This window comes from Actinomyces haliotis (genome assembly GCF_015355765.1).
GTDB classification, from domain to species: domain Bacteria; phylum Actinomycetota; class Actinomycetes; order Actinomycetales; family Actinomycetaceae; genus Actinomyces; species Actinomyces haliotis.
The window spans coordinates 22,817-38,335 of record NZ_JACWNA010000021.1 but is presented as its reverse complement, the minus strand read 5'-3'; the positions used below and the strand labels follow the sequence as shown (position 1 = coordinate 38,335).

General features: G+C 72.0%; 9 protein-coding genes. 4 read left to right on the top strand and 5 right to left on the bottom strand.

Annotated features, from left to right (window positions below; translation table 11 throughout):
* Positions 1 to 40 precede the first annotated feature (40 nt).
* The 3 genes from IXW69_RS09545 to IXW69_RS09535 form a co-directional block, all read right to left on the bottom strand.
* Positions 41 to 736 carry a DUF4352 domain-containing protein gene (locus IXW69_RS09545; RefSeq protein WP_194786112.1) on the bottom strand — a complete coding sequence of 232 codons (696 nt, stop codon included), beginning with the start codon at positions 734 to 736 and terminating at the stop codon, positions 41 to 43.
* A 161-nt stretch (positions 737 to 897) separates the two neighbouring features.
* Positions 898 to 4,665 carry a PKD domain-containing protein gene (locus IXW69_RS12085; protein WP_194786111.1) on the bottom strand — a complete coding sequence of 1,256 codons (3,768 nt, stop codon included), beginning with the start codon at positions 4,663 to 4,665 and terminating at the stop codon, positions 898 to 900.
* 380 nt (positions 4,666 to 5,045) lie between these two features.
* Complete coding sequence (locus IXW69_RS09535; RefSeq protein ID WP_194786110.1) at positions 5,046 to 6,143, bottom strand: hypothetical protein; 1,098 nt, start codon at positions 6,141 to 6,143, stop codon at positions 5,046 to 5,048.
* A 332-nt stretch (positions 6,144 to 6,475) separates the two neighbouring features.
* On the opposite strand from IXW69_RS09535, the gene IXW69_RS09530 reads away from it, so the two are divergent.
* Positions 6,476 to 7,648 carry a DUF1972 domain-containing protein gene (locus IXW69_RS09530; protein ID WP_194786109.1) on the top strand — a complete coding sequence of 391 codons (1,173 nt, stop codon included), beginning with the start codon at positions 6,476 to 6,478 and terminating at the stop codon, positions 7,646 to 7,648.
* A complete protein-coding gene (locus IXW69_RS09525) occupies positions 7,645 to 8,796 on the top strand; it encodes a glycosyltransferase family 4 protein (protein WP_194786108.1) in 1,152 nt (383 codons plus the stop codon). Before IXW69_RS09530 ends, IXW69_RS09525 begins: the two co-directional genes overlap by 4 nt.
* Positions 8,797 to 8,910: 114 nt before the next feature.
* Here IXW69_RS09525 and IXW69_RS09520 read toward each other — a convergent pair whose 3' ends face one another.
* Positions 8,911 to 9,705 (bottom strand): CDP-alcohol phosphatidyltransferase family protein, encoded by a 795-nt coding sequence (locus tag IXW69_RS09520; protein WP_194786107.1) that lies wholly within the window; start codon positions 9,703 to 9,705, stop codon positions 8,911 to 8,913.
* Between the two features lie 650 nt (positions 9,706 to 10,355).
* Here IXW69_RS09520 and IXW69_RS09515 point away from each other — a divergent pair.
* On the top strand, positions 10,356 to 11,840 hold the full coding sequence (locus IXW69_RS09515; RefSeq protein WP_228525232.1) for a sugar transferase: 1,485 nt from the start codon (positions 10,356 to 10,358) through the stop codon (positions 11,838 to 11,840).
* Positions 11,840 to 12,259 carry an adenylyltransferase/cytidyltransferase family protein gene (locus IXW69_RS09510; RefSeq protein ID WP_194786106.1) on the top strand — a complete coding sequence of 140 codons (420 nt, stop codon included), beginning with the start codon at positions 11,840 to 11,842 and terminating at the stop codon, positions 12,257 to 12,259. The genes IXW69_RS09515 and IXW69_RS09510 overlap by 1 nt, the downstream gene beginning before the upstream one ends.
* 226 nt (positions 12,260 to 12,485) lie before the next feature.
* Here the strand turns inward: IXW69_RS09510 and IXW69_RS09505 are convergent, their stop codons facing one another.
* Positions 12,486 to 15,275, bottom strand: coding sequence for a helix-turn-helix transcriptional regulator (locus IXW69_RS09505; RefSeq protein ID WP_194786105.1), 2,790 nt, complete (start codon positions 15,273 to 15,275; stop codon positions 12,486 to 12,488).
* Between the last annotated feature and the right edge of the window lie 244 nt (positions 15,276 to 15,519).

Here is a 15,519-nt window from a genome sequence, read left to right as displayed (position 1 = left end):
CGCTGCTCACCCCCTCCTCGTGTGCTCGGAGCCGCCTCCGTCAGGAGGCCGAGCCGTGGAAGACGGCGACTGGCTGGTCGGTCGTCACGACGACGTCGACGGTCACGTCGTCCTGCTCGTCGCTCGGCACCGCGAACACGTAGGAGCCCGTGACCGACTTCCCGGCCGCGACGGTGGCAGGGACGCTCTTCGCCTCGTCCATGCTCGCGAAGGTGGTGGCCGGGGTCTGGTCCTTCCCGTAGGACAGGGTGACGGAGGCGGCGGCGAGGTCGACGTCCTTCGAGCCGGTGTTCTCCAGCGTGACGGTGACGACGAGGGCCGGGCCGGAGACCTCGCCGGGCCCGTTCGCGACCCCCTTGGTGGAGATGATCCTGCCGAGGGTGACCTTGACGTCACCGGCGGTCTGGTCCTTGTCGAGGGCGACGGGGGTCGACTCGGGCTGGGTGTAGCCGGCCTGGCCGGGCACGAGGCTGGCGCCGTCTGAGGGGGCGGCCACGGCGGCGGAGGGCGCGGCGGTCGATCCGGCGGTCACGGTGACGGTCGGGGTCGGCACGGGCGCCAGCGTGGCGCCGTCTCCGGCCCGGTCCGAGGCGGTGACCCCCGCTGAGGCGGCCGTCGCGGAGGAGCTGGCGCTCGCGCTGGAGCCCGAGTCGGAGGAGCACGCTCCCGCGCCGAGGGCGAGCAGGACGACGCCGAGGCCGGCGGCGGTGCGACGCGCGGTGGTGGACAGGGTCATGTGGTCTTCCTTCCGGGTCGGTCCGCGCGAGGACGCGGACCGGTGCCATTCTGCCGCGCGCGTTGCGCGGCTCTGCGAGCCCGTCGCGGTGCGTCGGGCGGGTGCGCCGCGGGGCCCGTCGGCCGTGGATCACGGCTCGGCGGGCCCCGCGGCGGGTGGGGTCACTCGATGACGGAGGAGGCGCTCAGGGAGAGCAGCTCGAGGGCTCCGGTCGTCGACGTCGAGGACCCGGACGTGTAGGCGCTCAGTCCGATCGAGCCGGCGGTCTGCAGGCCGTCCGTGGAGTCGGTCGCGGTGAGGGTCCACGCGTCGGGCTCGGTGTCGCCGGTCCAGACCTTGGCCTGGAGGGTCGTCGGCGAGGTGCCGACGGCCTGGAAGCGGACGTTGATCGGCGTGCCGGGGGTCCAGGTGCCGGTCAGGCGCTTGGCGGCGAGGATCGTCTCCTTGCCGCCGCTGATGGCGGTGAGGGAGGCGACGAGCGAACCGTCGGAGGCGGTGCGGACGCGGACGTTGTAGCTGCCCGTGCCGGTCTGGCGGCCGACGACGGAGGTGTAGACGCCGCCGCCCGTCGGGGCCTCGGTCATCGTGTACGAGGCGAGGACCTCGGTGGCGTCGGAGGAGACGGACTTGAGGGCCGCGGTCGACGTGGAGCCGGCCTTGTTGAGGGCGATGACGGCCTGGCCGTTGGCGACGGAGAACCGGGACTGCGGTGCGACGGTCCAGGAGCCGCCGCGCTCGGCGTCACCCCAGCCGGCCGGGACGTCGCGGGCGAAGGAGTCCTTGGCGAGGACGCCGTCGGCGACGGCGGGGGCGGCGACGACGACGGACTGGGTCGTCTCAGCGGTGGCGCCCTTGTCGTCCGTGACGGTGAGGGTCACGGTGTACGTGCCGGCCTCCTTGTAGGAGTGCGTGACGGAGGTGCCCTCGCCGGTCGTGCCGTCGCCGAAGTCCCACGCGTAGGAGGCGATGGAGCCGTCGGGGTCGGAGGACGCGTTGGCGTCCAGGGCCACGTCGAGGTCCGAGGTCTGGGCGGAGAAGGAGGCGGTCGGGGCCTGGTTGGCCGCGACCGGTTCGCTGGTCGTGACCTCCTGGGTCGTCTGGGAGCTGAGGCCCTGGTCGTCGGTGACGGTGAGGGTCACCGTGTGGGTGCCGGCCTCGGCGTAGGTGTGCGAGGCGGCCTTGCCCGTGCCCGTGCTGCCGTCGCCGAAGTCCCAGGCGTAGGAGGCGATGGACCCGTCGGGGTCGACGGAGTCGGAGGCGTCGACGTCGGCGGTGAGGCTGCTCACCGTGGCGGTGAAGGCAGCCTCCGGGGCATGGTTGGCGGCGACCGGCGCCGCGACCGTGACCTTGGAGGTGGTGCGGGTCGTCGTGCCCTTGTCGTCGGTGACGGTGAGGGCGACCGTGTAGGTGCCGGCCTCGGCGTAGGTATGCGAGGCGGTCTTGCCGGTGCCCGTGCTGCCGTCGCCGAAGTCCCACGCGTAGGAGGCGATGGAGCCGTCCGCGTCGGCGGACGCGGAGGCGTCGACGTCGGCGGTGAGGTCGGAGGTCGAGGCGCTGAAGGAAGCCGTCGGGGCCTGGTTGGTGCTCAAGCCGTAGTGGTCGGAGACCTGCTGGTCGGTGAGCTGGCTCGGGTAGACGGTGACACCGTCGACGGAGCCCTCGAGGGAGCGGTCGTACACGGAGCCGGGCCAGCCCGAGGTGGTGCCGACGCCGAGCGTCCAGTAGCCGCTGAAGGACTGGGCGGCGGTGGCGCTGGAGTCCGCGGCGACCTTCTTGCCGTCGACGTAGAGCGCGGTCCCGCCCTTGCCGAGCGTGGCGGTGACGAGGTGCCACTGGCCGTCGTTGTACCCGGTCCCGGAGGAGAGGGCCTTGACCGTGCCCGGGTAGACGCCGAAGCGCACGCGGCCGGCGGAGTCCATGTAGAGGAGGCGGTCGAGGGAGCTGCCGTTCTTGTAGCCGACGATGGGGCCGCCCCAGGACGAGTCGGTCTTGATCCAGGTCTCGACCGTGAAGGTCTGGATGTCACCGTCGGAGGAGGCGGCGGTGGCGGTGCCGGTGCTGAGGCCGTTGAGGCCGACGGCGGAGGAGCCGGAGCGGACGCCGGACTGGCCGAGCGAGACGCCGGAGGCGGTGGTCATGTCGTCGCCGCCGACGAGGTCCTTGAGGGTGGAGCCGCTGGTCTCGTCGAAGGTCCACAGGTGCGTGGCGCCGAGCTCGACGGAGCGGGTGTCGTAGGGGCTCAGGGTCGAGCCGCTGCCGACCTCGACGGTCGTGGTCGCGTCGACCGAGTTGCCCTCGGCGTCGGTGACGACGAGGTGGTACGTGTGGGTGCCGTCGGAGACGCCCTTGTCGGTGAGGCTCTGCGCCTGCAGCTCCCAGTGGCGCGAGGAGATGGTGCGCTCGTCGACGGGCGCTGTCTGGTCGTCGCGGTAGAGCTTGTAGGTGAGCGAGGTGTCGTCGCGGTCCCAGGTGGGCTGGTAGGAGATGCTGACGAGGCCGTTGACGTAGGAGCTCGCGGTGAGCTTGAGGTCGTCGCCGGTGCCTTCGGGGGCCTCGGAGGTCGTGGCCGTGCGCTTGGCGTAGCGGACGAGGCCCTGCTGGGTCTTGCCGCCGGCCTGCGTGAACTCACCGGCCATGAGGAGGTAGTCGTCGGTGCCGGTGACGTTGTAGGCGGCCTGGTTCATGCCGGTGAAGGTGCCGGCGGTGAGGTCGGGGTACCAGTCGAGGAGCTCGGGGCTCTTGTAGCCGGACCAGTCCTTGTAGCCGTTGGTGCCGGTGCTGGAGATGGTGACGTCGGGGCTGTTGGTGAAGGCGAGCCCGCGGTAGTACTTCGTCAGCGTCGTGCCCGAGTCGGTCTTCCACGTGTAGTCGGAGAAGCCGCCGATGGTCTGGCAGGAGTGGGCGTGGTCGGCGACGTAGACCTGGTCACCGTCGGGGTAGATTCCGTAGGAGTCGCCGTGGCAGGGCTCGACCCAGGTGAGGTTGCCGTCCCAGTCGGCCTTGAAGGTGCCCTCAAGGTTGGCCTGGCTGACGGACTGGGAGTAGGCGGCTCCGTAGAAGCCGGAGTCGTCGACCTCGATGTCGCGGATGGCGCCGTAGTTGCCGGCGACCCGCACGGTCGAGTCGACGGGCGTGGAGAGCATGGCTCCGGTGGAGGCGTCGAGCATGGCCAGGCCGTAGCCCGGGTTCGACGAGCCGTTGAGCGTCTGGAAGGAGCCGCCCACGACCACCTTGGACCCGTCCGGGGAGACCTTGAGGGCGTAGACCTGCGAGTTGGTGCCGGCGGCGGAGGCCGTCCAGTCCAGCAGCGTGCCCCTGTCCGCGGAGACGGCGGCCAGCTCGGCCCGCGCCACACCGTTGACGGTCGAGAAAGCGCCGCCGGCGTACACCGTGCTCCCGTGGACGTCGATCGCGTTGACGGTGGTGGAGAACATCGGCTTGAAGGAGCTGATGAGCTGACCGTGGCCCTTGGTGAGGTCGAAGGCGGCGAGGCGGCCGTGCCAGGCCCCGTCGACCTTGTCGAAGGAGCCGCCCACGTACAGCGTCTTGCCGTCGTCCGAAACCGCCAGCGAGCGGCCGGTGTTGTTGAGGACCGGAGCGAAGTCCTCGATGAGCTCGCCCGTGTTGAGGTCGTACGCCAGGATGTTCGACCGCGGCGTCTCATCTACGCCGGCCTTCGCACCAGCCGGACGCGCCGACGTGAACTGACCCGTCACGTACACCACGTCACCGACGACCAGCTGGTCCCACACCACACCGTCCACCTGAACCGTCGGCAGGGGCTTGGCCGTGTAGTCGGTCTGAAGGCGGCCGCTGGCGTCGTCGACCTGGGAGGCGGAGGCCGCCACCGGAGCGAAGAGGGACGCGGCCACGACGGGCACGGTGACGAGGGCGACCAGGCCGCGACGGCCGGTACGAGAGAGCTTCACGGGTCCTCCGATCGTGGAGTACTAGGGGGAACGAGGCGGCGACAGGGCGCACCGACCAGGGATTGACGCGACCGAGTATCCGGCTCCCTCAGGAGCCCTCAGGTAACGGCCGGGCAACGATGACCGCCTTGCGAGGTCCCTGCGGCCGGTGTGGGACGTGCCTAACAGCAAGGGTCACGAACGCGTCACCGTTGTCACGACGAGGTCACGCCGAAGGGTGAGGTGGCGACGCCCGGGCTTCACCCGGTGGGGACCTCGACCACCCGAGCAGGTCACCCGGGTGACGCCGACGGGACAGCACGAGCGCGGCGGGCGGGACGGGCTGGTGCCCGCCCCGCCCGCCTGGGGACCGCGTCGAGTCTCGCGCTGCAGGGACCACCTCAGTCGGCGCTGGTCGCCGTGAGCTCGTCGAGACGCATGACCCCGGTCGTCGAGGTGCTGGCGCCGGAGAGGTACTCGGTGATGCCGATGCTGCCGGCCGTCTGGAGCCCGTCGGCGCCGTCCGTCGCGGTCATCATCGGCGCGGCCGGAGCGGAGTCACCCAGCCAGACAGAGGCAGCCAGGCTCGTCTCCCCCGTGCCGTCGGCCGTCACCGAGACGTGGACCGGCGCGCCCGCGCTCCAGCCCTTGACCGTGCTCGAGGCCAGGACCGTCTCCGTCGAGCCGACCTTCTTCACGAGGCTCGCCAGGAGGGAGCCCGTCGAGGTGGTGCGCACCTTGACCCCGTAGGAGCCGACGGCGGTCTGCCGGGCGTTGACCGTCGTGTAGACACCGCCACCCGTCTGCGCCTCGGAGAGCGTGTACGTCGTGTCGACCGTCGTCGAGGTGGACGAGACACCCGTCAGGGTCGCCGTCGAGGTCGAGCCCGCCTTGTCGAGGGCGATGACGCCCGCGCCGTCAGCCACGGAGAATCGCGTCGCCGGCGAGACCGCCCAGGCACCGCCCGTCGCGGCATAGCCCCAGGCACCGGCGCCGGTGCGGTCGAAGGAGTCGGAGGCGCGGACGCTCGCGTCCTGGCCACCCGCGTCGACGGCGGGGGTGCCGGCGTCAGTCGGCGTCGCAGAGGAGCTCGGGGCGCTCGTGGGCGCGTCGGTGGCAGTCGGCTCCGGCGTGGGGGTGACGGCGGTCTTGGTGGCGGCCTTGTAGTGGGCGGCGACCTGCTCGGCGCTCAGCTGGGTCGGGTAGACCGCGGCGTCGTCGACGTCGCCGTTGAGGACCTTGCCGGTGCTCGAGGCCCCCGGCCAGCCGTTGACGCCGACGCCGAGGCAGAGGCTGGAGCGGCGACGACCAGCGACGAGATGATGAGCGGCGCAGCCGCCAGGGCGGCCAGGCCGTGGCGGCTGGTACGAGTGACCTTCACGGATCCTCCAGAAGGGGTGGGTGAGCTGGCTCCGGGTGAGGTGCCCCCCCCCGTCCCACGGGGCGGGGACGCGGACTCGAGCTGGAGGAAGTGAGCTGGAGGGAAGTGTGGGGCGCAAGGGTTCTGCTGAGGATCACGAACCGACAACGATCCACTCACTGCGATTGCGCGGAGACGCACGTCACCGCATTGGTCACGTCCGGATCACGTCGGTCTCGGACGCGTCACGACGAGGGTGAACACAGCCCCCGCCGGACTCACCTCCAGCGGGTGAAGAGCCCCGCGCCCGGCTCACCCCCACGGGTGCATGCGGCGCCCGTGGACGCTTCGAGCGGGTGACCGGCGCCGGCGGCGCGGCGTCTCGGCCCGACAGGCGCCCGACCCCGTTGGCGAGCGGATACCCTGGCCCGAGCACCCTCTGCTCCCCTGTCGACACCGAAAGGCACGTGGATGACCGTCCCCGACCCGAACCGCCTGCGCATCGCCATGATCGGGACGCGCGGCGTCCCCGCACGCTACGGCGGCTTCGAGACCGCCATCGAGGAGGTCGGCAAGCGCCTGGCCGCCAAGGGTCACCAGGTCCTGGTCTACTCCCGCAACCCCGCGCCCGAGGAGGGCCCGCTCCCCCGCGTCCACGAGGGCATGCGCGTCGTCGAGCTCCCCGCGGTCAAGAAGCGCAGCCTGGAGACGCTCTCGCACACGGCGGCCTCCGTGGCGCACCTCCTCCCGAGGGTCCACCCGGACTGCGCCATCGTCTTCAACGCGGCCAACTCCCCCTTCGTGCCTGTCCTGCGGGCGGCGAGGATCCCGGTGGCTACGCACGTCGACGGCCTCGAGTGGCGCCGCGGCAAGTGGGGTCCGACCGGCCAGAGCTACTACCGGGCGGCGGAGGCCGTCGCCGTGCGCTACTCCGACGCCCTCATCGCCGACGCCCAGGGGATCGCCGACTACTACGCGGACGAGTTCCACGCACCGACCGACCTCATCGCCTACGGCGCCCTGCGGATCCACGCGGAGTCGAGCCGCCTCGAGGAGCTCGACCTCGCCGCGGGCCGGTTCCACCTGGTCGTCGCCCGCTTCGAGATCGAGAACCACGTCGACGTCGTCGTCGACGGCTACGTCCGGTCCGGTGCCCGTCTTCCGCTCGTCGTCGTCGGCTCGGCCCCCTACGGCAACGAGTACACGGAGCGGATCAACGCCCTGGCGGACGACCGGGTCCGCCTCGTCGGGGGCCTGTGGGACCAGGAGCTGCTCGACCAGCTCTACGGCAACGCCCTTGTCTACTACCACGGCCACTCCGTGGGCGGCACGAACCCGTCCCTCCTGCGCGCGATCGGCGCCGGCGCGGCGGTGGACGCCTTCGACGTCTCCTTCAACCGCGAGGTCCTCGGAGACGCCGGCCGGTACTGGAGCACGGCCGAGGACGTGCGCGCCCTCGTCGAGTCCGCCGAGGCGGACCCCGTGGCCCAGGTCGACCGCGGCCGGCTCTCCCGCGACCGCGCCGCGCTCTACGACTGGGACGAGGTGGCCGACCGCTACGAGGAGCTGTGCCGTCGGCTCGCCCTCGAGGGGCCTGTCCGCCACCGTCCGTCCGGTCGTCGGACGGGGGCCTTCCCCGCATGAGCGCCGCCTCCCCCCTCGTCCTCGTCGCCCACCCCTCGCCCGACCTCTACGGCTCGGACTGGCAGCTCGTCGAGACCATCAGCGGGCTCATCGAGTCCGGCTACCGCGTCAACGTCGCGCTGCCGCTCGACGGTCCCCTCGTCCCCGTCCTCGAGGGCGTGGGTGCGAGGGTGGCGGTCCTGCCGTTCACCGTCCTGCGCAAGACGCTGCTCACCCCGAAGGGGCTGGCAAGGCTCGCGATGCGGACGCCCGGCGAGGTCTCCTACCTGCGGGGCCTCATCCGGGCGTGCGGGGCGGACCTGCTGCTGTCGAACACGGTGACGATCCCGTGGTGGCCCGTCGCCGGCCGCCTCGCGGGCGTCCCGGTGCTCTCTCACGTGCACGAGGCCGAGGACACCCAGCGGCTCGTCATCCGCGCGGGCCTCAACGCCCCGCTCCTCGCGGCGAACCGGATCGTCGCGAACTCCGGCGCCGCCCGCGACGCGCTCCTCGCGGCGCAGCCGGTGCTGGCCTCGCGGACGCAGGTCGTCCACAACGGGGTCGCCGCTCCCCCGGAGCCGCTCGCCCCGCTGCGCGAGCGCACCGCCGGTGACGACTTCCGGGTCGCGATGGTCGGGCGCCTGTCACCCCGCAAGGGCGTCGACGTCCTCCTCGAGGCGATCGCCCTCCTGCGCGCTCGCGGCGTGGACGCCTCGCTGCAGGTCGCGGGCTCGATCTTCCCGGGCTACGAGTGGTACGAGGAGCAGCTGCGTGAGCGGGCCACCCAGCCGGACCTCGCCGGGCACGTCGACCTCCTCGGCTACGTCCACCCGACCTGGCAGGTCCTCGAGGCCGCCGACGCCGTCGTCGTCCCGTCCAGGGCCGAGCCCTTCGGGAACACGGCCGTCGAGGCGATGCACGCGGCACGACCGCTCGTCGCCTCACGGGTCCAGGGCCTCGCCGAGGTCGTCACGGACGAGGTCACGGGCCTGCTCGTGCCCCCGGAGGACGCTGAGGCGCTCGCCTCGGCACTCGCGCGGATCGCCGCCGACCCGGCCCTGGCGGCGCGGCTCGCCACGGATGGTCAGCGTGAGGCCGCCGAGCGTTTCACGACGGCGGTCTACCGCGAGGCCATGTCCGGGGTCATCAGCGAGATGATCGGCCGCTGACGCCCGCGGGAGGGCCCGTCCAGGACACGACGAGGGGGCGCACGAACCAGCGGGTCGTGCGCCCCCTCAGCGCTGCCGCCGCGCCGCAGCTCCGTGACGCGCGACGGATCGGGCTCAGCGCTCGCGACGGAGCTCGAGGTACCACTTGGGCAGCGCGAGCACGACGTAGGCGGCGTATCCGACGAGCATGAGGCCGTAGACCCAGAGGAAGGCCACCGGCACGAAGCGCAGCATGAGGACGAAGCACATGAGGCCGTAGTCCGTCGGCGCCGAGAGGACGGACTTGAGGAAGGACGGCTTCCGCTCGTCCTTCGCCAACGGGGTGCCGCCGTTGTAGCGCAGCTGGTAGGTGAGGATGTAGCTGAAGAAGTGGATGTTCTGCACGGCGCCGAAGGCGAGCGGGATGAGCAGCAGCGAGGCGCTGTGGATGCCGGAGCCGAGGGCGAACCGGTAGAGGCTGATGGCGATCGCGCCGTGGATCGTCGAGAGCTTGATGACGTCCGCGACGTGATCGAGCCACTCGCCCGCCCGCGAGCCGCCGTGGCGCAGGCGCGCGAGCTGCCCGTCGGCCGAGTCGAGGGCGTATCCGAGCATGAGGAGGAGCGAGGTCACGACCGTGGCGAGCACGGTGGGACGCCAGACGGCGATGAGAATGATGCCGAGGTACGTGCACACGGCTGAGATCGCGGTGACCTGGTCCGGGGTGAGGCCGATCCGGTGGGCGACCGCCGCGAGGACCCGGCCCGCGGGGCGGTTGATGACGCGGGAGTAGAGCGGGGCGCCGGCGTTCGACTTCTGGGCTGAGGCGAGGGCCTGGATGTTCTCCGAGACCGTGGGTCGGCGGTCGGTGCCCGGGGTGCGGGTGGTGGGCTCGGAGTCGTGACGTGGACGGGTGGGTGCGGCGGTCATGGCTGCTTCCGGTGAGGGGTGAGTGCGAGCGATGGGCTCGTCGGGGTGCGTCGCGAGCAGGACGGGACCATCAGGGAGCTCGGCAGGGGCCGGAGCGGAGAGCTCGTGGTGACGAGCCGCCCCAGCCGCCCCAGGGTCCGCCTCGATGGTAGCCACGAGGTGAGCGCCGCATCCAGGACGGGACTCACGGTCGAGCCGGCGGGCCACCACGCTGGCGACACAGGCGCGTGACGAAGTCGACACAGTCACGCAGCCAGCGCGACCGGGCTCACAAAATCGCAAGGAAAATCACTTCGGATTGAACCACCGACGTGGCCCGGAGCACATGTGGAACGCGATTCCGCAACCTATTCGTCATCCACCGAAGGTCGCGGTGGCACGACTGGAAAACGGCGAGATCACGCGGAGATCACGCGGAGATTACGGTCGCGTGCCGCGCGTCACCGCTACTCACCGCACGCACCGCATGGTTACCGCAACGGAACCAAACGCGTGATTCACACCCTTTCTCACCCACCAGCGCGCGGCCAGACTGTGCGTCACACCGCGCGGACCGGAATTCCTTACCCGGGTACTCCAGTCGCACGCGTGCGGCGCCCTGGCATCCCCGCTGGGACTCCGCAGCCCTCCAGAACGACCGTTAGGTGGCCATGTCCCTCCTTCAGACCTCGCACCAGGCGCCCTCAGGCGCGCAGCGCTCCGCACGTCGTGCCGGCGCCGCCGCGATGGAGGACACCGCGCTGCTGCGCCGCTCCTGGCGCAGCTACCGTCGCCGCCTGCGGGCCTGGCTCGTCGTCCAGGACGTGGTCCTGGCGATGGTGCCCGCGGTCGTCATCGCCCTCGCGGTCGCGGGGGGCCCCGCTGACACCCAGTGGGTCCTCGGCACGAACGCGCTCCTCGTCGCCACGACCTGGGCCTGCGGGACCATGAGCGAGGACGTTCTCGGCGAGGCCACCACCGGCTGGCGCCGTGCGCTCTCCGCCCTCCCGGTCACCGTCATGGGCGCGCTCCTCGTCGCCCAGGTCCTCGGCACGCTCGTCCCCTGGTACGCGACCCTCGTGGCCGCGCCGCTCGGCACCCTCGCCGTCATCCTGGGTCGCATCGCCGCCCAGTCCTTCCTCCGCAACGCGCGGATGGACGGCCACGGGCTGCGCCGCGCCCTCGTCGTCGTCGGTGACGGCGGTGAGGAGATGATCCACCAGATGCGCCTGCACCCGGGCGACGGCTACCTCGTCGTCGGCGCCGTGTGCGGCTCCACCCGCCCCGCTGCCGACGTCGCCCTGCCGCGTGTCCTCGGCAAGCCCGGCCAGCTCCACGACCTCGTCATCGGTCACGACATCGACGTCGTCCTCGCCGTGGGCGCGGTCCACCCCGCGGACCAGACCGCCGCGCTGCGCGGCGTCGAGGGCACCGACGCCCGTTTCATCGTGATGCCGGGCCTGTCCCACGTCGCGCCCGAGCGCATGCACGCCCTTCCCTCGGCCGCCGCGTGGACCGGCGCCGTCGAGGTCGCCCCTCGCAAGGCCCTGGGCCTCGGCAAGCGCGTCTTCGACCTCGTCGCCGGCGGGATCCTCACCCTCATCGCCCTCCTCATCATCGTGCCCGCGGGCATCGCGGTGAAGCTGACCGACGGCGGCCCCGCCTTCTACACGCAGAAGCGCATCGGCAAGGACGGCGTCCCGTTCACGATGTTCAAGCTGCGCTCGATGTACGTCGACGCCGACGCCCGCCGCGCCGCCGTCCTCGCGGAGATGCAGGACAAGGGCGAGGGCAACGAGGTGCTCTTCAAGTCCGCTGACGACCCGCGCATCACGCCGGTCGGCAAGTTCATCCGTCGCTTCTCGATCGATGAGCTCCCCCAGATCTTCAACGTCATGCTCGGCGACATGTCGCTCATCGGCCCGCGCCCCGCGCTGGCCGAGGAGGTCGCCAGGTACGACGCGGAGGCGCGCCGTCGCCTCCTGGTGCGTCCCGGAATGACCGGCCTCTGGCAGGTCTCGGGCCGCTCCGACCTGTCATGGGAGAGGACGGTCGAGCTCGACGGGCACTACGTCGACAACGCCTCCCCCGCACTCGATCTCCACATCGCCTCCGCGACCGCCAAGGCCGTGCTGGGCGGAAAGGGCGCCTACTGATGATCACCGGCTACGTTCCCGGCGGCTTCGACATGCTCCACATCGGACACCTCAACATCCTGCGGGAGGCCGCAAAGCGCTGCGACCGCCTCATCGCGGGTGTCGCGACGGATGAGTCCCTGTACGCCATGAAGAACCGGTACCCGGTCATCGGCTTCGACGAGCGCCTCGAGATCGTCGGCGCCCTGCGCGTGGTCGACCTCGCCGTCCCGGACACGTCCCAGGACAAGCGGCTCGCCTGGCAGGCCAACCACTTCGACGTCATCTTCAAGGGGTCGGACTGGCAGGGCACGGCCAAGGGCGCACGCCTTGAGGCCGAGATGGCCGAGGTCGGCGCCGAGGTCGTCTACATGCCGTACACGCTCTCAACCTCCTCCACGATGCTGCGCGAGGCGATCACGGCCGGTCTCACGGCCTGAGGACGGCGCCGCGAGAGCTCCGAACGGGCCCCGCACCTCACGGTGCGGGGCCCGTTCCGCGTCCACCGCCGGCCGTCCGCGGCCGCCCGGGAGCCGCGAGTCCGGCGCTCCCCAGGGCTCGTCCTCCGCTCGAGCACGACGGCGCCCGCAGGACCATCTCCTGCGGGCGCCGCGGGTACTGCGGGCAGCCCCGGACGGGGCGCCGGACGGGGCCGTCGGTGCCGGCTCAGTCCTCCATGAGGTGGGTGTCGACGAGCGCCTGGGCGAGGTCCTTGCGGCTCGAGATCCCCAGCGCCCGGTAGACGCCTGTCAGGCGGAGCTCCACGGTGCGCACGGCCATGTAAAGCTCGCCGGCGATCTCCTTGTTGCGCCAGCCCTGTGCCGCGAGGCGCGCGACCTGCAGCTCGGTGTCGGTGAGGCTCGGGGCGACGGGCGCGGTCGCCACGGGTGCCGCCGGCTCGGGCTCGGGCTCCGGCTCGAGACGTCGGGCGGCAGCGACCCAGAACTCCATGCCGTGGGAGGCGGCGAGCTCGCGGGCGCGCTCCAGGAGGACGGTCGCGGAGGAGGAGGCGTCCCCGCTGATACCGAGGGCGGCGACGTCGAGCTCGGGTGAGCGGCGGAGCCTGGCGGCGCAGGCCATGTTGGCACGGACCTGCCAGATGATGGAGCCGGAGACCACGGCGTCGAGGACGAGTCGGGAGACGACCGCGACGGCCTCCTCGTCGTCGACGAGCAGGACCTCGATGATGCGGTCGTCGAGACTGCCCCCGCGGGGCTCGGGCGCTCCCTCGCAGAGCCAGGAGGCGAGGCCGGGAACCCGGTCGGTGAGGCCCGGCTCGAGGATGACCATGTCGACCACGGAGGACCACACGGCCATGAGGTAGGCGTGCGGGACCGGGGCGGAGACCGCGGGGCCGAGCACGAGGGAGGCGAGCGAGGCGTCGCCGTCGACGAGCCGCGAGACGGCCTCGAGGACGCTCGCCCACAGCTGACGGGGCGAGGACCAGCCGCCCGGGCCCCAGGCGGTCATGGCCTCGCGCCAGGCGCGGAAGGTGAGGTCGTCGCCGAAGAGCAGGGCCGCCTGGGCAGCGAGAGCCACGCCGACGCCGTTGAGGCCGACGCGCATGGGCACGCGGGCACGGTCCGCCTCGAGCTGCTCGCGAGCGGCGCCCGTCCAGCCGCGATGTTCGGCCAGGAGCGCGTGAAGGGCGGAGACGTGGGCCTCGATGAGGGGGCTGACCCCGGACAGTCGACCCAGCATCGACTCGATGGCGACGGTGTTGCGCTGCCCAGCGTCGCCGGTGATGGCCAGGTAGGCGCGGATGATGAGCTCCGCCCACACGCCGACGTCGGAGCGCGGCGTCGACTCGGGGACCTCGATGAGGGAGTCGGTCAGGCTCCACTGGTCGCCGCGGGCGAGCTCGTCGACGAGGGAGGCGCAGCCCGCGAGGCTCTCGCAGCCGGCACCCGCGATGACCTCCCTGGCGCGCTCAAGGTGGGAGGCCGGGCCGACCTCGTCACCGACGAGCATCTCCTGCGCCGCCATCATGATGAGGCACCGGGCGACGGCTCCGGGCTGCTCGGGAGCGAGCGCCGTCAGGCGGTCCACCATGCGGCGGTCCTCCTGGGCGCTCATCTCCTCGCCGCCCCGTGCGCAGACGTAGCCTGTGATCGCCTCGACCTCGTGCTCCGGGGCCAGCTCGTCGAACTCGGTGACCTCGAGGTAGATGGTGGAGGCGGTCAGGCTCGCACCGAGATGGAGCGCCAGGGAGGCCTCGAGGAGGCGGGCGCGACTGCGCTGGGCGCTGGTACCGCCGGGCACGTCGCGGAAGACCTGGGTGAGACGGCGGGCGAGGAGCAGGCGGCCGTGGTCGAGCTCGGCGGCGGTCGCGTCGAGGAGGGTGTCGGCGTCCTCGGCCCGGCCCTGTCCGGCGCCGACGAGGTGCCAGGCGTGCTCCCGGGTGCCCTCGGGATAGGCCTGCGCCAGCCGGAGGTGGAGGTCCTTCCGGACGGACTCCGTGACGGACTCGATGACGGCGTGGGAGGTGACGGTGCGCGGCGGCGGGTTGAAGGCGGCGTCGGGCGCGGGGACGAGGCCCTCGACGACGCGGACCGGACGCGCGCCGGTGACGCGCTCGACGACGTCGTCGTCCTGGACGAGCTGGAGCTGGGAGGCGACGAGGGCCTCGACCTCGTCGGGTTCGAGGAGGCCGACCTGCTCGGCGACCATGGCGCGGGTGGGAGCCGAGACGACCGGCTCGTAGGGCAGGAGCTCGCGACCTCCCAGTGCCGCGGCCGACAGGGCGGTGCCGTTCTCACGGACGTCCTCGATGCGTCCCCCGCAGCTCTCGGCGATGAGGGAGGCGGTCATGGGGTCGACGTGGGCGGCTGTGACGGCGCTGAGGAGGTTGTGAGCGTCGTCGGGGTCGAGCTGGGAGAGGGAGGCGGTGAACAGCGGGGGGACGGAGTTGCCGACCTGGGTGCCCGCGGGGAGCAGGACGATGACGGCGCACGGGACGCCGGCGAGGTAGGAGGCTGCGCGTCGCAGCTGGGCGACGACCGGTTCGGAGGTGTCACCAAGGTTGGACAGGACGATGAAGAGGGGCCGCACACGGGCGAGGACGGAGGCGAAGCGCGACGTCAGGACGATCTGGGACTCGGCCTGGGCGGCGTTGCGGACGCCCTGACGGAGTCGGTCGAGCTCATCACGGACGCCGTCGAGCTCGGCGTCGAAGCGCAGGCGCTCGAAGACCTGGACGACGCAAGTCTCGAGGACGCTCGGGCGGCCGGAGGGATCGGGCCCGGCGAGGACGGCGGCCTCAGTGGTGCTCGCGTCGATCTGGACGACCCGGGGCCGCAGGACGTGGTCCGAGCACTGGGCGGCGAGGAGCGGGCCGAGGGACCAGACGCCGGGGGCGGAGGGGGCGGCGACGAGGGCGACGGAGCCGAGGCCGCGCCGGAGCCGATCCGCGATCTCACGCGTGAACTGCCGGCGCTGACTGGTGGCGTACAGCATCGTGCTCCTCTCGAAATCCCTCGTTGCCTGCGCATCGCGCGCACGAATGATTCCGATGCTTATGGATCGAAGGCCATTTCGACGGCGGTACTCATTTATTAGGCGCATGCCACGCTACCAGCGCCCTCATTGCGGATCCGCAGCCATCCGCAGCATGTGATCCACGCCACTCCACCCGGGGGACGGGAGGGGTGTTCAAGGCGCCTGGCCGGGTGAAGGAGGGGACCTGCCGCGGGTGAAGGAA